The organism is Streptomyces polygonati (assembly GCF_042650325.1).
In the GTDB taxonomy this organism is placed as follows: domain Bacteria; phylum Actinomycetota; class Actinomycetes; order Streptomycetales; family Streptomycetaceae; genus Actinacidiphila; species Actinacidiphila polygonati.
Genome location: NZ_JBHSBB010000019.1, coordinates 25,605 through 43,107, shown reverse-complemented (window position 1 = coordinate 43,107; position 17,503 = coordinate 25,605). Strand labels below are relative to the sequence as shown.

Annotated in this window: 16 protein-coding genes; 9 read left to right on the top strand and 7 right to left on the bottom strand. The window is 71.9% G+C overall.

Annotated elements, in window-relative coordinates:
• Positions 1 to 41 precede the first annotated feature (41 nt).
• From ACFO3J_RS25900 to modA, 3 genes are all read right to left on the bottom strand, one after another.
• The gene (locus ACFO3J_RS25900) at positions 42 to 1,124 is read right to left on the bottom strand and encodes an ABC transporter ATP-binding protein (RefSeq protein WP_386433867.1); all 1,083 of its coding nucleotides are present in this window, start codon (positions 1,122 to 1,124) and stop codon (positions 42 to 44) included.
• The gene (locus ACFO3J_RS25895) at positions 1,121 to 2,032 is read right to left on the bottom strand and encodes an ABC transporter permease (RefSeq protein ID WP_386433864.1); all 912 of its coding nucleotides are present in this window, start codon (positions 2,030 to 2,032) and stop codon (positions 1,121 to 1,123) included. The genes ACFO3J_RS25900 and ACFO3J_RS25895 overlap by 4 nt, the downstream gene beginning before the upstream one ends.
• A 137-nt stretch (positions 2,033 to 2,169) precedes the next feature.
• Positions 2,170 to 3,036: a molybdate ABC transporter substrate-binding protein gene (gene modA, locus ACFO3J_RS25890; protein ID WP_386433861.1), complete on the bottom strand. Its 867-nt coding sequence runs from the start codon at positions 3,034 to 3,036 to the stop codon at positions 2,170 to 2,172.
• Between the two features lie 317 nt (positions 3,037 to 3,353).
• Between modA and ACFO3J_RS25885 the strand changes: the two genes are divergently transcribed.
• Positions 3,354 to 3,830 carry a hypothetical protein gene (locus tag ACFO3J_RS25885; protein WP_386434498.1) on the top strand — a complete coding sequence of 159 codons (477 nt, stop codon included), beginning with the start codon at positions 3,354 to 3,356 and terminating at the stop codon, positions 3,828 to 3,830.
• A 108-nt stretch (positions 3,831 to 3,938) separates the two neighbouring features.
• Here the strand turns inward: ACFO3J_RS25885 and ACFO3J_RS25880 are convergent, their stop codons facing one another.
• The 3 genes from ACFO3J_RS25880 to ACFO3J_RS25870 form a co-directional block, all read right to left on the bottom strand.
• Positions 3,939 to 5,408 (bottom strand): MFS transporter, encoded by a 1,470-nt coding sequence (locus ACFO3J_RS25880; protein WP_386433858.1) that lies wholly within the window; start codon positions 5,406 to 5,408, stop codon positions 3,939 to 3,941.
• Between the two features lie 260 nt (positions 5,409 to 5,668).
• Positions 5,669 to 6,574: an SDR family oxidoreductase gene (locus ACFO3J_RS25875; RefSeq protein ID WP_386433856.1), complete on the bottom strand. Its 906-nt coding sequence runs from the start codon at positions 6,572 to 6,574 to the stop codon at positions 5,669 to 5,671.
• A gap of 317 nt (positions 6,575 to 6,891) precedes the next feature.
• Positions 6,892 to 7,176, bottom strand: a complete 285-nt coding sequence (locus ACFO3J_RS25870) for a hypothetical protein (RefSeq protein ID WP_386433853.1) — start codon at positions 7,174 to 7,176, stop codon at positions 6,892 to 6,894.
• 321 nt (positions 7,177 to 7,497) lie between these two features.
• Here ACFO3J_RS25870 and ACFO3J_RS25865 point away from each other — a divergent pair, with 321 nt between their 5' ends.
• Both ACFO3J_RS25865 and ACFO3J_RS25860 read left to right on the top strand, forming a co-directional pair.
• A complete protein-coding gene (locus ACFO3J_RS25865; RefSeq protein ID WP_386433850.1) occupies positions 7,498 to 8,373 on the top strand; it encodes a TIGR03620 family F420-dependent LLM class oxidoreductase in 876 nt (291 codons plus the stop codon).
• Between the two features lie 228 nt (positions 8,374 to 8,601).
• Entirely contained in the window at positions 8,602 to 9,042 is a 441-nt protein-coding gene (locus tag ACFO3J_RS25860; RefSeq protein ID WP_386433847.1) for a nitroreductase family deazaflavin-dependent oxidoreductase, read from the top strand.
• A gap of 21 nt (positions 9,043 to 9,063) precedes the next feature.
• Here ACFO3J_RS25860 and ACFO3J_RS25855 read toward each other — a convergent pair whose 3' ends face one another.
• Positions 9,064 to 10,491: a family 2B encapsulin nanocompartment shell protein gene (locus tag ACFO3J_RS25855; protein ID WP_386433844.1), complete on the bottom strand. Its 1,428-nt coding sequence runs from the start codon at positions 10,489 to 10,491 to the stop codon at positions 9,064 to 9,066.
• A 528-nt stretch (positions 10,492 to 11,019) separates the two neighbouring features.
• Here ACFO3J_RS25855 and ACFO3J_RS25850 point away from each other — a divergent pair.
• The 6 genes from ACFO3J_RS25850 to ACFO3J_RS25825 all read left to right on the top strand — a co-directional run bounded on the left by ACFO3J_RS25850 (position 11,020) and on the right by ACFO3J_RS25825 (position 17,472).
• A complete protein-coding gene (locus tag ACFO3J_RS25850; protein ID WP_386433841.1) occupies positions 11,020 to 12,441 on the top strand; it encodes an ice-binding family protein in 1,422 nt (473 codons plus the stop codon).
• Between the two features lie 162 nt (positions 12,442 to 12,603).
• The gene (locus ACFO3J_RS25845) at positions 12,604 to 13,332 is read left to right on the top strand and encodes a DUF5819 family protein (RefSeq protein ID WP_386433838.1); all 729 of its coding nucleotides are present in this window, start codon (positions 12,604 to 12,606) and stop codon (positions 13,330 to 13,332) included.
• Positions 13,322 to 14,467 (top strand): HTTM domain-containing protein, encoded by a 1,146-nt coding sequence (locus tag ACFO3J_RS25840; protein WP_386433835.1) that lies wholly within the window; start codon positions 13,322 to 13,324, stop codon positions 14,465 to 14,467. Before ACFO3J_RS25845 ends, ACFO3J_RS25840 begins: the two co-directional genes overlap by 11 nt.
• Positions 14,468 to 14,590: 123 nt before the next feature.
• Positions 14,591 to 14,758, top strand: a complete 168-nt coding sequence (locus ACFO3J_RS25835; RefSeq protein ID WP_386433832.1) for a hypothetical protein — start codon at positions 14,591 to 14,593, stop codon at positions 14,756 to 14,758.
• Complete coding sequence (locus ACFO3J_RS25830) at positions 14,755 to 15,801, top strand: zinc-binding alcohol dehydrogenase family protein (RefSeq protein ID WP_386433829.1); 1,047 nt, start codon at positions 14,755 to 14,757, stop codon at positions 15,799 to 15,801. Before ACFO3J_RS25835 ends, ACFO3J_RS25830 begins: the two co-directional genes overlap by 4 nt.
• A 177-nt stretch (positions 15,802 to 15,978) precedes the next feature.
• Complete coding sequence (locus tag ACFO3J_RS25825; protein ID WP_386433826.1) at positions 15,979 to 17,472, top strand: alkaline phosphatase family protein; 1,494 nt, start codon at positions 15,979 to 15,981, stop codon at positions 17,470 to 17,472.
• Positions 17,473 to 17,503 lie beyond the last annotated feature (31 nt).

The following is a 17,503-nucleotide window of genomic DNA, read 5'->3' as shown; positions in this document are numbered from 1 at the left end:
GGCACCCGGGACGTCCCCCCGGGTGCCACCTCCGGCCGTTTTCAGGCCGGATAGGCGTGGGTCTGGGCCGCCTTCACCTGCGCCCACACCTCCGCGCCGGTCTCCAGGGCGAGTTCGGCGACCGCGACATTGGTCAGGTCGGCGGCCAGCGGCAGACCGTCGGCGGCCCCGGTCAGCGCCACCCGGATCCGGTCGCCGTGCGACTCCATCCCGGTGATCCGGGCCCGCCAGGCGTTGCGGGCGCCGGAATCGCCGGGCCGGGTCGCCGAAAGGGCCACCGCGCTCGGTGGGAAGGCCACGAACGCCGGGCCGGTCAGCTCTTCGGTGGTGGTCAGCGCGAGGTCGGGTCCGAGGCGGACCGTACGGCCGTCCGCCTCGCCCTGGTAGAGGTTGAGCCCGACCAGTCTCGCGATGTAGTCGGTGCGCGGCCGGCGGGCGATCTCCGCCGGGCTGCCCTCCTGCACCACCCGGCCGTGCTCGATCACCACCAGCCGGTCGGCGAGCACCATCGCGTCCAGCGGATCGTGGGTGACCAGCACCGCCACCGCCTCGAACGCGGCCAGATGGCGGCGCAGTTCGGCCCGGATGTCCAGCCGGGCCCTGGCGTCCAGCGCGGCCAGCGGCTCGTCGAGGAGCAGCAGTCGCGGCCCGGTGGCCAGCGCCCTTGCCAGCGCGACCCGTTGGGCCTGCCCGCCGGAGAGCCGGCGCGGCTTGGCCCCGGCGTGCTCGGCCAGCCCCATCCGGTCCAGCAGCTCCGCGGCCAGCGCCCGCGCCCGCGCCCGGGGCACGCCGTGGCAGCGCGGGCCGAACGCCACGTTCTCCAGCGCGGTCAGATGCGGGAACAGCAGATAGTCCTGGAAGATCACCCCCACCGGCCGCCGCTCGGGCGGGACCCGGCGCCGTATCCCGGGTTCCTCCAACGTGGCGCCGTCCAGCCGCAGATGCCCGCCGGTCAGCGCGGTCAGCCCGGCCAGTGCCCGCAGCGACGTGGTCTTCCCCGCTCCGTTCGGCCCGAGCAGCGCCAGCACCTCGCCGGGTGCGACCGTCAGCCGCACATCGAGGCCGAACGCGCCCCGGTCCAGCACCAGATGGGCGTCCAGCCCGCTGCCGTCGCCGCTCCTCATACCGCCCCCGTCCACCGGTCCCGCAGACCCGCAAGCACCGCGATCGAGACCGCCAGCAGGACCAGGCTCAGCGCGACGGCCGCCGCCGGGTCGTCCTGAAGGGCCAGGTAGACGGCGAGCGGCATCGTCTGGGTGCGGCCGGGGAAGCTGCCGGCGAAGGTGATGGTGGCGCCGAACTCGCCGAGCGCGCGGGCCCAGGCCAGCACCGCGCCGGCCGCCACCCCCGGCATGATCATCGGCAGCGTGACCCGGCGGAAGGTGGTGAAGCGGGACGCCCCGAGGGTCGCCGCGGCCTCCTCGAAGCGGGTGTCGGCGGCCCGCAGGGTGCCCTCGACGCTGATCACCAGGAAGGGCATCGCCACGAACGCCTCGGCGACCACCACCCCCGCGGTGGTGAACGGCAAGGTGATGCCGAACCAGGAGTCCAGCCAGCGCCCGACCACTCCGTTGCGCCCCAGCGCCAGCAGCAGCGCCACCCCGCCGACCACCGGCGGCAGTACCAGCGGCAGCGTGACCAGCGCCCGTACGACGCGGCGGCCGGGGAAGCCGGTGCGGGCCAGCAGCCAGGCCAGCGGCACCCCGAGCACCAGGGCGACCGCTGTCGCGGTGGTCGCGGTCTCCAGCGACAGCCGCAGCGCCTGCCACACCGAGGCGCTGGTCAGCTGCTGCGGCAGGGTCCGCCACGGCGCCCTGATCAGCAGCGCGAGCAGCGGCAGCAGCAGGAACGCCAGTCCGATCAGGGCCGGCACCAGCAGCGGCAGCGGCGGGCCGCCCCCCGGGAAGCGGCCCCCTGGAGTGCGCCGCCCGTGCGGCCGCGGGCGCCACGCACGGACCGCGACCGGTCCGGGCGTGCCGCCGAGGGCCTGTCGTTTGGATCTCCGCGGCGTCGCGGCGCCCGGCACGCACATCTGCCGCGTTCTCGTCGGTCGACGACGCTCCGCGTCGCCTCCCTCCTCCGCCTTGCAGCTGCACGCACCGGACACCGCTCCTCCATCCACGGAGATCCAAACGACAGACCCCAGGTGCTCCTCGGTGGAACGGCGGCTCACGGGTTGAGGAAGCCCGCCTGCGTCAGCACCGTACGGCCCTCGGCGGACTCCACCAGTGCGATGAACGACTCCGCGCCCGCCGCGTTGGGCGCGTCCTTGAGTTCGACGATCGGGTAGGCGTTGATCGCCTTCGCCGACTCCGGGAAGTTCACGCCGTCCACCTTGCCGCCCGCCGTCTTGACGTCGGTCTTGTAGACCACGGCCGCGTCGACCTCCTTCAACTCGACCTTGGTCAGCGCCGACTTGACGTCCTGCTCGTAGGACACCGGGGTGAGCTTGAGACCGCTGGCGGTCAGCGCGTTCTGCGCGGCCGACCCGCACGGCACGGTCTTGGCGCACAGGGCGACCTTCAGCCCCGAGCCGGTCAGGTCTTTCAGCGAGGTGATGTGCTTCGGGTTGCCCGGCAGGGTGGCGATCTCCAACTGGTTGCGGACGAAGGTGCTCGGCGTCCCGACGCCGTCGCCCTTGTCCGTGACCGTCTTCATCGTCTTCGGGCTGGCCGCCGCGAACACATCGGCGGGGGCGCCACTGGTGATGCTGGCCGCCAGGGTGTCGCTGCCGCCGAAGTTGAACTCCACCTTGGTGCCGGGGTGGGCGGTCTCGAACTCCTTGCCCAGCGTGGTGAAGCTCTCCTTCAGCGAGGACGCCGCGAAGACGACGACCGTGCCGGAGACCGTCGACGAGGCCGACGAGGCCGGCGCGGTCGCCGAGGGCGAGGTGGCGGAGGGCGCGGGCGCCGACGACGGAGACGACGCGTCGGACGACGAACCGGAGTCGGAGGAGCAGGCCGTGAGGGCCAGCAGGGCGGCGGCTCCGCCGGCCGCCAGGCACACAGTGGTACGCCGTGCGAAACGGGTGGTCACAGGATGTCGTCCTCTCTGCCGCGCATGGTGACGCGGGTCCGCCTACCTCGGTGTTCGCGATGATAGCGCCGCATCTGCGAGGCAATGTCGGCTGAAGCATTGCGGAATCCGAACGATCCGAGCCTTCCCCCTGGCTTGTGCGATCACACGGGCCGAGTCGGCGGGGGGCGACTTCCGGCCGCCGAGGAGGTCTTGCGCTCCTGGCCGAACAGGCGCATATGAGAGGAGTGACGGTATTTCGCGGCCGCGTACGCGCGGCATCCGACGCCGAACCCTCGCAGCCGCGACGCGGCACCCCCGCCCGGGCCGGTGTCTCGCTGGCCGGCGATCTCGCCCGCCCCGCCCTGCTCACCGTCACCGCGCTGCGCGGCTGGCCGGAGCGGGACGCCGACGTCAGCTTCGAATGCGCCAGCAGCGGAATACAGCGCCACCGCTTCCGCGGCCCGCTGCTGCACGACGTGCTGATCGACGCGGGTCCTGCCTTCGGCCCGGCCGGGCGCCGGGACCGGCTGCGCTTCCTGATCACCGTCACCGGTCGGGACGGCCATCTCGCGCTGCTGTCCTGGGCGGAGATCGACCCCGACTTCGGCGGCGCCCCGGTGCTGCTCGCCACCGGCGCCGACGGCGTGCCCCTCGACGACCGGGGGCCCCAACTCGTCGTCCCCCAGGACCGCTGCGGCGCCCGCCACATCAGCGGCATCACCGCCATCCGCGTCGAGGCCCACCTCCCGGCCGCGACCGGGCCGGCTGTTCCCCGTGTCGCCCGGCGGCGAACGCTCGCGCGGGAGCGATGAGTTCACCGGCGGACGGCCGAGTACACGTCGACCGGCCGGACACCGAGCAGCGGGTGGGGCGTTCGCGGCCGTACGCCGAGCCCGCCCGCCGGCAGCCGGCCAGCCCGGTCACTCGGGGGCGTCGCCCACCACGGTCCCGCCCGGGATCAGCGACAGTCCGGCGTGCTCGGGTTCGCTCTCGGCGGCCCCGCGCGTCCGGCGCCCGGCGGCGGGGATCAGTATCGCGGCCAGCGCGGCCACGACGAGGGCGCCCGCCAGCATGGCGAAGCCGTGGGTGTAGCCGGCCTCGCGGGGCAGTCCGTCGGGCGCGGGGCTCGCGGTGACGATGCTGGCCATGAGCGCGGCGCCGATGGAGCCGCCGATGGTGCGGATGTTGGCGTTCATCCCGCTCGCCACCCCGGTCTGCTCCGGCGGCACCGCGCTGACGATCAGGCTCGACATGGCCGAGAAGGCCAGTCCGAAGCCGACACCCATGATCGCGGTCGCGAGGAACAGCTCCCACTTCTCCTGATGGGCGAAGGCGAGCAGGGCCATCGACACCAGTCCGACCAGGCAGCCGAGCACCACCACGGCCTTGGCGCCGATGCGCCGGGCGAAGCTGCCGGCCCACATGCCGACCAGGAACATCGTCACGGTGGACGGCAGCAGGATCAGCCCGGACTCGGTGATGCTCGCGCCGAAGCCGTAGCCGGTGCTCTTCGGGGTCTGGACGAACTCGGGCAGGAAGGCGAACACCGCGTACATGCCGACGCCGATCAGCAGGGCGACCAGGTTGTTGGTCCACACCGCCGTCCGCCGCATCATGTTCATGTCGATCAGCGGGGCGGCCGACCGGCGCTCCACCTCCACCCAGGCGGCGGCCACCACGACCGCGAGCACGATCAGTCCGACGACCTTGCCGGAGCCCCAGCCCCAGGTCGGCGCCTCGCTGAGCGCGACCAGCAGGGCGACCAGCCACCCGGACAGCAGCAGCGCGGGCGGCCAGCTGATCTTCCCCGCGGTCCGCACCGGCGACTCGGGGACGAAGAAGTGCGCGGCCAGCGCGGCCACCACGGTCAGGATCATCGGCAGCCAGAACAGCCAGTGGTAGTCCAGCGCGTTGACGATCGGCCCGGCGAGCACGATGCCCAGACCCGCGCCGACCGCGCTCAGCGACGCGATCGCCCCGACGGCGCCGGCCAGTCTCTCCTTCGGGAACTCGTCCCGGATGATGCCGAAGGCCAGCGGCAGCACACCCCCGCCGATGCCCTGGATGACCCGGGCGACGATCATCACCTGGACATCGGTGGCCAGCGCCGCCAGCAGCGACCCGACGGCGAGCGCGCCGAGCGTCGCGACGAACACCCGCTCCTTGCCGATCATGTCGCCGATCCGGCCCATGATGGGGGTGAAGATCGACGCGGACAGCAGATACGCCGTCAGCACCCAGGTCACGGTGTTCTGGGTCGTGTGCAGATCCACCGCGATGGTCGCCAGTACCGGGGTGACCAGCGACTGGAGCAGCGCGTAGGCGGCGACCGCCGCCGCCAGCACCGCGAAGGTGACCTGATGGTGCGTGCGTCGGGTCTGTGACGCCATGGGATCCCCTCACCCTTCCGAGTAAGTCCCGAGTAAGCGGAATCACCATTCCGCCAGCAGCGGCGGACAGACTATCGCACCAGGAATCCCCGTTCCGCTTCTGCGGCGGTGGCAATTTCCGCCAGGTGCGAGGGGCCGGGGGAGCGGGAAGCGGCGACCGGGCCCCGCCCTCCGTACCCGACGGTGGGGCGAGGCCCGGTGACCCGGCGGCTTCGAACCGCGCGGCGGTTGGTGGGTCGGTGGATTGGTGGGTTGGTGGGTTATGCCGCCTGGGCCGGGTGCAGCAGGTCGGTCAGCTCGATGCGCTGGTAGAAGCGGGTACGGATCCGGTCGCCCACCTCGTCGACCTCCTCGGCTCCGTCGTTGGCCGGGTCGACGTGGACGCGGAACGGGCGCTCCCCCTTGGGGGTGTCCACCACGCGGACCATGGTGCGGGCCACTTCCTCGGGGTCGGCGTCCGGCGGGGCGAGCGCGGCGAGCTTGCCGCTGACCTGGTCCATCACTCCGGCGTAGTGCTCCTCGTACTCCGCCGAGACCGCGTCGTCCGCGGCATGGCCGGCGTGCGCGAAGTGGTTGGTGCCGCTGGTGAAGGAACCGGGCACCATGATGGTGGTCTCGATGCCGAAACGGGCGAGCTCCACCGAGTAGGACACGGCGAGCGCGTCCTCGGCGGCCTTGGCGGCGAAGTACGGGCCCAGATAGGGCGGTGTGCCGCCCTTGGTGCTGGACGACCCCACCCAGAGCAGCAGTCCGTCACCCCGCGCGCGCATGTGCGGCAGCACCGCCCGGTTGACGCGCTGGGTGGACAGGACGTTGACGTCGTAGATCTCCGCGATCTGCTCGGGCGTGAACGCTTCCGCGGGACCGAGCACCATGTGCCCGGCGTTGTGCACCACCACGTCGACGCGCTGGGCGTCCGAGAGGATCGACGCGATCGCCACGTCCACGGACTCCTGGTCGTCCACGTCCATCTCGATCGGACGCAGCCGCACCTGGTTCTTGTCCGCGTAGGCGGTGGCCTCCGCGGCGGCCTCGGCGTTGTGCCCCTGCGTGGCGCGCATGCCCGCGTACACCGTGTGGCCGGCGTCGGCCAGGTGGCGTGCGGTCATGGCGCCGAATCCGCTGGAGGCTCCGGTGACGACGATGTTCTTGGCGTTCTCGGCCATGATGTGAGCTTCTTCCCTGGGGACCGTCGACGGGACGGCGAAGCCGGGCTCGCGGGGACGACCGCTGTTCGTCGCTCTGCCCGTTCGATCCGCTGGGCGCGCAGGGGAGAATCTCGGCGGCTGAAAGGGGCCGACTTCGGTCGGCCGCTGGGCCGTTCCCGCGCGACGCGGGCGCCCGGCCTTTCCCGATGCGGCCTGCGCGCCACAGCGCGGCTCCACTTGTCCAGGACTCTTTCAGCCTAACAGGAATGCCATGGCCGGACCCCTGGGACAGCGGGGGTCCGGCCATGGCATTCCTCTGGGAGCGCGGGGCCCGGTCAGAACCGCGCCATATGCCCGTCGCCGGCCTCGGACGCGGACTGCCAGGCCTGCATACCTGCCCGGGACGCCTCCCTGGCCTGCCGCCACTTGACGGCCGCCTGCTCGGAGGGCGTCGTGTCCATCCGGTCGAGCATCCGGCGCCCGGCGGTGACCAGGGCGAAGCCGGCGATCGCCATCCCGGTCCAGGCGAGGGCGGCGCCGGCCGCGGTCAGCACCGCTCCGGTCTTGACGAGCCGCGAGTCGATCTCGATCATCCGCTGGGGCTGGTGGTGAGGGGTCATGCTTCCCACCATGCGAGCTCCGCCAGGAGCGCGCATCCCGGGCGCGGCCATCCGCGTGCGCCCGGCGGCCGGCGACCGGCGCTTCTGCGCGCGGAAGCGCCGGGTCCGGCGATCCAGGTGGCGCAGGTGCTTCATCAGGACGGGGGAACCGATCCGGGCGAAGGGATGGCCGGCCGGACGGAGAGGGACTGGACCAGCGACGGGCCGGACAAGGGGACCGGACAGCGGACCACCGGACAGGGAACCAGCGGACAAGGAAACCAGCGGACCACCCGACGGGGACACCGACAACCAGCAGAAGACCGGGAGAAAGGGCGAGCCATGGCAGCGGGACGGACGGTCGGATCCTTTGGCATCTTCAGCCCGGAACTGCGCGCCGAGGATCCCGGTCTCCGGGCGGGACTGCGCGAGGCGGCGGCCGAACTGGAGGAACTCGGTTTCGGAGCGCTCTGGCTCGGTGGCAGCAGCGGTGTGCGGCACGCGGCGCGACTGGCCGGCGCCACCTCCCGCATCGTGCTGGCGACCGGCATCGCCAACATCTGGTTCGAGACCGCGGCGGAGCTGGCGGCCGCGCGAGCCCGGCTGGAGGAGGCGCACCCGGGCCGCTTCCTGCTGGGGCTGGGCGCCAGCCACGCCGAGCTGGTGGCGCGATACGAGCGTCCGTACACCGCGATGGCGCGGTATCTGGACGGGCTCGACACGGCGGCGGTACCGGTGCCGGCCGACCGCCGGGTGCTGGCGGCGCTGGGACCGAAGATGCTGCGACTCGCCCGGGACCGCGCGGCCGGCGCGCTGCCGTATCTGGTCAACCCCGAGTACGTCGCCCGGGCCCGGAGCGTGCTGGGCGACGGTCCACTGCTGGCTCCGGAGGTCTCGGTGGTGCTGGAGAGCCGGCCGGACCGGGCGCGCGAGATCGCCCGCGGCTTTCTCCCGCACTACCTCCAACTGCCCAACTTCCAGGCGAATCTGCGGCGCCTCGGCTTCACCGACGCCGACTTCGCCGATCACGGCAGTGACCGCATGGTGGACTCGCTCGTCGTCTGGGGTCCGGACGAGGTGGTACGCGACCGGCTGGCGGAGTATCTGACCGCCGGAGCGGACCATCTGGCCCTCCAGATCCGCCAGGAGCGCGGCGTCAGGACGGCGCCGCGCCAGGAGTGGCGCCGGCTGGCCGGGATCCTGGAACCCGCCCAGTGAGACCGGCCCGGCCGCGCACACCGCGACCGGGCCGGCCGAGCCGCCAGCCGCCCCCGTCCCCGCCGCCCCTGTCCCCGCCGCCCCTGTCCCCGCCGCCCCTGTCCCCGCCGCCCCTGTCCCCGCCGCCCCTGTCCCCGCCGCTCCCGCCGACATGCCGTGCCATCGGAGCCGGGGTAACGTCGCGAGCACGGCGGCAGCCGACTCGGACGTCGACCAGGGAGTCCTTCGATGCCTCTGCACGGTGAATACGAACCCAGCCCGCGCCCCGATGTCCGGGAGCAAGTCGCACGCTACGAAGCGACCGACGGTGCGGAGGGCCGACTCTTCCTCGGCCGCCCGGTCGTCATTCTGACCACCATATCCGCGAAATCCGGGCGGCTCCGAAAGAATCCGGTGATCAGGATCGAGGACAACGGCCGGTACGCGGCCGTCTCTTCGGACGGCGGCGCCAGCAGGAATCCGGCCTGGTATCACAATGTCAGCGCCAACCCGGAGGTCCAACTCCAGGACGGCCCCAGGAAATGGGACATGCGGGCCCGCGAACTGCGCGGGGGCGAGAAGGCCGAGTGGTGGCAGCGCGCCATCTCCGTCTATCCGGAGTACTCCACCTACCAGAAGAACGTCGACCGCGAGATCCCGGTGTTCGTGCTGGAGCCGCTGGCGAGCTGACCGGCCGGACGCAGGTCGCGGTCAGCCGCCGTTCGTGGCGGAGACCTCGACGTTCTCCAGGACGCCGAGCGCGTCGGGGACCAGGACGGCGGCGGAGAAGTACGTGCTGACCAGGTACGACACCACGGCCTTGGCGTCGATGCCCATGAACCGTACGTTCAGCCCCGGCTCGTACTCGTCCGGCAGGCCGGTCTGGTGCAGGCCGATCACACCCTGGTCGTGCTGACCGGTGCGGACGGCGAGGATCGACGAGAGGCGCTGGCCGCTGACCGGGATCTTCTCGCACGGCAGCAGCGGCACACCACGCCAGGAGGTCAGCTGACGGCCGTTCAGCTCGACGCCGCCGGAATAGACGCCCCGCCGGTTGCACTCCCGGCCGAAGGCGGCGATCGCCCTGGGGTGGGCGAACAGGAAGCGGGTGTCGCGCCGCATGCTCAGCAGTTCGTCCAGGTCGTCCGGGGTGGGCGGCCCGGAGTGCGTCGAGATCCGCTGGTCCCAGTCGGCGTTGTGCAGCAGGCCGAAGTCCTTGTTGTTGACCAGTTCGTACTCCTGCCGCTCGCGCAACGCCTCGACGGTCAGCCGCAGTTGCTCGTCCGTCTGGTCCATCGGATGGCGGTAGACGTCGGCGACCCGGGAGTGCACCCGCAGGACCGTCTGCGCGACGCCCAGTTCGTATTCGCGCGGCGCCGGTTCGTAGTCCGCGAAGGTGGCGGCCAGCGGAGCCTCGCCCCGGTGGCCGGAGTGGATCCCGATATCCGCCTCGCCCGAGGCGTTGGCGGGCCCGGACGAGCCGGACCGCGCCGCCCGGATGTGTTCCCGCAGGCCGGGGCGCCGGTCGGCGATCCGCTGGTACGCGGTGAGCGGCAGGGCGAGCACGACGGTGGGGGTGAGCGCGCGAGCGGTGAACTCCCAGTCCTCGCTCCGCTCGGCCAGCACCTGGCCGCCGAAGAACTCCCCGTCCGCCATCGTGCCCAGCGAGGTCTCCGCGCCGTACGGCCCCACGCCGATCCGCCGCACCTTGCCGTGCGCGATCAGGAACACATGGTCGGCCCGGTTGCCCCGCCGCGCGATGACCTGGCCGGGCTCGTACTCCCGCTGTGCGAACTCCTCGGCCAGCGCGTCCAGCGCGTCGTCGTCCGCGAGACCGCGCAGCAGCGGCAGCTCGCCGAGTTCGGGCGGCACCACGCGCACCCGCGACCCGGTCTTGACGAACGACACCCGGCCGTCACCCACGGTGTACGTGAGCCGGCGGTTCACCCGGTAGGTGCCGCCCGCCGCTTCCACCCACGGCAACGTCCTCAGCAGCCACCGCGAGCTGATGGCCCGCATCTGCGGCTTCGACTTGGTGGTCGTCGCCAGATTCCGGGCGGCCGCCGTATCGAGGCTCTGCTGCCTCGGCGCCTGCTCCCCGGTGTCCCCTGCCGGGGAAGAACTCGTCTCGACGGACATCGAGTGCCTTTCCTGCCGTCATTTCCTGCCGATTTTCCCGCTGCTGCCAGGTCGTGCGCCGGCGCGCCCGGCGCGCCGTCACGAACCGTGATCAGGCTTCCCGTGCGAACCCGCCGGGCAACGTGGGCGCGGTGGGCGTACCGGATCGGACCGGACTGAGCCCCGCGCGCCCCTGCGCGCTCGCTCCCAGGGGGTATGGACAGACCGGTCGCCACCGCGAAGAATGCCCGGCTGCCTCCGGCGCCGGGCGTGGCGCGGGCCAGGCCGATCTGCGAGCAGCGCATCGCTGCGACCAGCACATATGCGAATTCATGACTGGGCCGTCCGGGGTATGCGCGCCAATTCACCCGAATGCGTCATAACGCACGGCTCGGATAAACCTACTTTGGTCGCTGTCTCTTCCCATGGGCTGTCAAGGGTCCTGTCCTGCGAAATTCGGCCTACTGACGGGAAGAGCTGATCGGCGATCCGTCACGTCTCAGGGGTCGCCGTGGGACTTCCATTTCCCCAACAGGAGTAGGCCCATCGATGAAATTGAACATCCTTGGCGCGCCTCGTTGGCGTGCCGTATCCACTTCGATCGCGTCGGTCGCGCTGCTGGCCGGCACCGTGGTCGCGATCACGCCGACGCAGGCGAGCGCCATCGCCACGGCTGTCCCGCTCGGCACCGTCACCAGCTTCGCCGTGCTGGGCGGTCAGTCGGTGACGAACACCGGTCCGACCGTCATCACCGGTGACCTGGGTGTCAGCCCCGGCACGGCCATCACCGGCTTTCCGCCCGGACTGGTGAACGGGGCCACCCACGCCGCCGACGCGGTCGCCCTCCAGGCGCAGGCGGACCTGACCACCGCGTACAACAACGCGGCCGGCCAGGCGCCGGACGCGAGCATCGCCGGTGACCTCGGCGGCCTGACGCTGGCGCCCGGGGTCTACAACGCGGCGTCCTCGATCGGCCTCACCGGCACGCTCACCCTGGACGCCGCCGGTGACCCGAACGCGGTCTGGGTCTTCCAGATCGGCTCGACGCTGACCACGGCGACCGCCAGCCGGGTGCTGCTGGTCAACGGTGCCTCGCCCTGCAACGTCTTCTGGCAGGTGGGCAGTTCGGCGACCCTCGGCACCAACACCACCTTCGTCGGCACCATCATGTCCCTGACCTCGACGGGCCTGAACACCGGAGCGACCGTCAACGGCCGCGCGCTGGCCCGCAACGGCTCGGTGACGCTGGACACCAACACCATCACCCGGCCCTCGTGCGGCACGACGACGGGTGGCACCACGACCGGCACGACCACCGGCACCACCACGGGTACGACGACGGGCACCACCACCGGCACGACGACGGGCACCACGACGGGTACGACCACCGGCGGCGTGCTCGGCGGCGTGCTCGGCGGTGTGCTGGGCGGCGTGACCACCGGTGGCGTGACCACCGGCGGTGTGCTGGGCGGTGTGCTCGGCGGTGTCACCACGGGCGGTGCGACGCTCGGTGGCGTGACCACCGGCGGTACGACCACCGGCGGCAACATCTCCGGCGGCGCCATCGGCGGCAACATCACCTCGGGCAACACCTCCGGGAACACGGTGGGCAACACCGCGGGCAACATCGGCGGGAACACCTCCGGGGCCAACGGAGGCAACATCGCGGGGAACACCGGCGGGAACAACGGCAACGGCAACGGCAACCGCAACGACTGCCACTGCGTGCACCGTCCCCCGCACCACGTGGACCACAAGCCCCCGCACAAGCCGGTCGCCCACAAGCCGGTCCACAAGCCGGTGCACAAGCCCGCGCACCACAAGCCGGCCAAGAACAAGGTCTGCGAGAAGAAGCCGCACCACCACGGCGACCAGGGCAAGGACCACAAGAAGAAGGCCCACCACAAGGCCGAGCACAAGAAGGCCGACCACAAGAACAAGGACCACCAGAAGCCGGCCAAGCAGTACTGACACCGGTAGGCACGACCAGCGGCGTGCGGCGGAGCGACATCCCGCCGCACGCCGCCGGGCGTCCGCCCGGCGCGCACCAGGTTCAGCGGAAGAATGGCGAGAGGAGGGGCCGGGATGACACCGACTGGCCCGACAGACGTAGTGCGCACCGGTGGAGAGCCGGTGAGAACGGCGGAAGCCGGCCAGGTCCGGCCCGGCGGCCCGGACCTGGCCGGCGGCGAACCGCCCGGACCGCTCACAGCCGGGCCGCCACCCGAGGAACCGGACCGGCTCCTGGAGGTGCCGCCTCCGCTGCGTCTGGCGACCCGGGCCGTCGTCGCCCTGCTCGCGGCGGTCGCCGTCCTCCATGTGTTCTTCGTCTTCCTGCACGTGGCCCCGCCCAACCAGATCTCGCAGCGCTACGCCCGGCAGGTCGAAAGCTGGGTCTACCCCTTCTTCGAGCAGAACTGGCGGCTGTTCGCCCCGGAACCTGAGTCGGCCGTCCCGCAGATCTCGGTCAGGACGGCGTACACCTCCGCCGACGGATCACGGCGGATCGGCGACTGGCTCGATCTGACCGCCATCGACAACGCCGGGGTGCGGCACAGCGTCTTCCCGAGCCACACGCACCAGAACATGCTGCGCAGGGCCTGGACCGTCTACCTCGACCTGCACGGGAACAGCGATGTGTCCTCCTCGGACCGCGCGGTGATGGCGCAGGAATACCTGCGGAACATCGCGGTGGAGCGGATCGCCGCGGCGCGGCACAGCGCCTTCACCGATGTCCAACTGCGGGTACGCACCTATCCGGTCCCGGGTTACGACGCCACGGGCCACATGCTGCGGACCGCGCCGTCGACGGTCGATACCCGGATGCTGCCCTGGTGGAAGGCGAGCGACCATGACCACTGACCAACTGGCCACCCCGGCAGCCGCGAAGAGCGGCCGTCCCGGGCCGGCCGCCGCCGGGCCCGTCCGCGGCGCGCATTCCCTGCCGGGCCGGGCGTTCACCCTGCTGACCCGTCGGCCCATCTCCCTCTACGCGGCCTCGATGCTGCGCATCGGCTACGGACTGATCTATCTGGGCTTCCTGCTGCGGGAGTTCCCGCACCGGAACGAGATCTGGGGCCCGGGCTCGCCCTGGACACCCGCCCTGGCCCGCGAACTGTTCCAGCAGACCGGCTGGTTCAGCTTTCTCACCCTGTCCGGCAACATGGTCTACTTCAGCGCCTGTTACGTGGCCGCGCTCGTCGTCTGCGCGCTGTTCACGCTCGGCTGGCGGACCCGGGCGGTGTCGATCCTGTTCGCGGTCGTGGTGGCGGCGTTCCACGCGCGGTCCATCTTCATGACCGACGGGGGAGACAACCTGATCCTCCTGATGGCGCTCTACCTCACCTGCACCGCCTGCGGCCGCCGCTGGTCCCTCGACGCCCGCCGGGCGTCCCGCGGCGAGCGGGCGGCCCGCCCCGACCGCTGGGCGCTGTGGCGCGCGACGAGCGACCTGTGGTCCCAGTTCGCGGTGGCCCGCGGCGCGTTGGTCACCGCGCTCCACAACTGCGCCATGTTCGTCATCGCCGCCCAGGTCTGCCTTCTCTACGGCTCGGCAGGGCTGTACAAGGTGCAGGGCAGCTCATGGCAGAACGGCACCGCGCTGCACTACGTCCTGAACCTCGACCTCTTCCGGCCCTGGCCGGCGCTGTCCACGACGGTGGACGGCCACCCGCTGTTCATCGCCGTCGCCAGCTATCTGACGGTGCTGCTCCAAGTGGCCTTCCCCTTCGCCCTGTTCAGCCGGCTCAAGTACGTGATCCTGGTGATGCTGCTGGGTATGCACCTCGGGATCGCGCTGCTGATGGGCCTGCCGATCTTCTCCGGGGCCATGATCGTCGCGGACGCCGCCTTCCTGCCCGACCGCTTCTACCGCGCGGTGGCCGACCTCGGCGGCCGCGCCGTCCGCCGCGTGCGGCCCGACCGGTCGCCGACGGCGGCCGAGGAGCGCCCCGCACTCGTACCACCGCAACCGGCCGACGGCGGACCGGTCGCGTAGCGGGCCCGCGGGCGTGCGCGGCCCGCCCGTGGGGAGCCGCCAGGTGCGCGGGGCCCGGCAGCTCAGCAAGACGTACCACCGTCCGGTGGTGGACGCCCTGACCCTGGACGTCAGCAGCCGGCCGTGGGGACCCGACCCGACCAGCGGCTGGGCGCCCGCACCGCCCCGCCCGGCTCCGCCTCCCAGGAGGCGCTGCGCTTCCTCCTCCAGCGGTCCGCCCAGGACCGGGTCGGCCGAAGAGCCGCTCCCGGATTGCCCGCCGGGCCGATCGCCCGCATCGTGGAGGCATGACGCTCGGTACGACGACCGGACAGCTGAGCGGTTGGGCCGTCGGGCAGACGGGTCCGATCGCCTCGGGACCTCTGACCATGGTCCGGCGGCCGGTCCCCGAGCCGGGGCCGCACGATCTGCTGCTGCGGGTGGAGGCGTGCGGGGTCTGCCGTACCGATCTGCACCTGGCCGAAGGCGATCTGCCGCCGCACCGGCCGTCCACCATCCCGGGGCACGAGATCGTCGGCCGGGTGATCGCCGCCGGGGAGCACACCTCGCGGTTCGCGGTCGGCGCGCGGGTGGGCGGGGCCTGGCTGCGCGGTACGGACGGGACGTGCCGCTACTGCCTGCGGGACCAGGAGAATCTGTGCCCGGCCTCGACCTACACCGGGTGGGACGCCGACGGCGGCTTCGCCGACGTCACGCTGGTCCCGGAGGACTACGCGTACGCGCTGCCCGAGGACGCGGACGCCGCCCAGCTGGCGCCGCTGCTCTGCGCCGGGATCATCGGCTTCCGTTCGCTGCGCCGCAGCGAACTGCCGCCGGGCGGCAGACTCGGCATCTACGGCTTCGGCGCCTCGGCCCATCTGGCCATGCAGGTGGCCCTGGCGGAGGGCGCCACCGTCCATGTGCTGACCCGCGCCGCGGCGGCCCGCGAACTCGCCCTGCGACTCGGCGCGTCGTCGGCCCGGGACGCCTACGACGGGCCTCCCGAGCCGCTCGACTCGGCGATCCTCTTCGCTCCGGTCGGGGATCTGGTGCCGGTGGCGATGTCCGCCCTGGACCGCGGCGGCACGCTCTCCGTGGCCGGTATCCACCTCACCGACATCCCTCCGCTGAACTACGAGCGGCACCTCTTCCAGGAGCGCGATCTGCGCAGCGTCACCTCCAACACCCGTCAGGACGGACGGGACTTCCTGGCCACCGCGGCCCGGATCGGCATCCGGGCCACCGTCAGCACCTATCCGCTGAGCCGCGCCGACCAGGCGCTCGCGGACCTGGCGGCGGACCGGGTGAACGGCGCCGCCGTGCTGATCCCGGACGGGAACGCGTCGGCGGAGTAGCGCCCGTGACGGCCCGACGCCGGGCGGTGTCGGACGGCGTCGGGCCGATAGATCGTTCATCTTTCAACTGAAGTTCAGTTGTCGGCTCCTGAACCGGTGCGTGATCATCAACCGGGCGAATGAGCGTCTGAAGTGCCATCTTCTTTCGGCCAACGGGCCGATTCCGAGAGGACTTCGATGAACGACGCCCCGGACACCCGCCAGGAGCCGACAAGCCTCACCCGACGCAGACTTCTCGGTTCCGCCGCCACCGTCGGTGCCATCGCGGCCGCCGACATGGCGCTCCCCCCGAACGTGCGCAAGGCGCTCGCCCAGGACGGCCCGGCCCGGCGCGGCCGGCTGGACGACATCGAGCACGTCGTCCTGCTCATGCAGGAGAACCGCAGCTTCGACCACTACTTCGGCACTCTGTCCGGTGTGCGCGGCTTCAGCGACCCGCACGCGGTACGGCTGCCCAACGGCCGCCCGGTCTTCGAACAGCCCGACCCGACGAGCCCGGCCGGCCACCTGCTGCCCTACCGCCTCGACACCCGCACCACCGCCGCCCAGGTCATCCCGTCCATGAGCCACGAGTGGGCGGTGCAGCACCAGGCCTGGAACCAGGGCAAGATGGACAGCTGGCTGCCCGCGCACCGCGCCTCCGACGGCTCGGCCGGCCCGTACACCATGGGCTACTTCACCCGCGAGGACATCCCCTTCCAGTACGCCCTCGCCGACGCGTTCACCGTGCTGGACTCCTACCACTGCTCGGTGCTCGGCCCGACGGGCCCCAACCGCCACATGTGGATGGCCGGCACCGTCGACCCCGACGGAGAGTTCGGCGGACCGTCGCTGACCACCGGCGCCCCCAACGCCGCCTACTCCTTCACGACCTACCCGGAGCGCCTCACCGAGGCGGGCGTGAGCTGGAAGGTCTACCACCAGGACGGCGCGACCGGCCTGCCCAGCCTGCAGCACATCGCGCAGTACTTCAACGCGCAGCCGGGCACCCCCCTGCACGACCAGGCGATGGCCTCCTCGGCGCTCGGGCAGTTCGAGTACGACGCGATGAACGACAAGCTGCCGACCGTCAGCTGGCTGCTGCCGCCCAGCGGCTTCGACGAGCACCCGGCCGGATCGCCGGCCGCGGGCGCCACCTTCGTGTCCAGCGTGATCGACGCGATCGCCGCCAACCCGGACGTCTGGGCCAAGACGGTGTTCATCCTGTCCTACGACGAGAACGACGGGATGTTCGACCATGTCGTGCCGCCCACGCCGAAGGCGGGAACACCGGACGAGTTCGTCTTCAAGACGTCGGTGACCGGTGTGGACGGCGCCGGCCTGCCCGTCGGACTCGGTTTCCGGGTGCCCGCGATCATCGTGTCGCCGTGGACGGTGGGGGGCTGGGTGTGCTCCGAGCTGTTCGACCACACCTCGCAGCTCCGCTTCCTGGAGAAGATCACCGGTGTGGTGGAGACGAACATCAGCCAGTGGCGCCGCCGCACCGTCGGCGACCTGACCTCGGCCTTCCGCTTCCACGACGCGAGCAAGTACGCGCCGTCGCTGCCGGGTACCAACGGTCAGTACCACCTGGCCCAGTACGAGGCGAGCCACTTCCCGCTGCCCGTCGCGCCCACCAGCGGCCAGCACATGCCGCGCCAGGAGTCGGGCCACCGCCCCCAGGTCCCGTAACCCCGGTCCGGCCCGGGCCGTGTACGGGGGC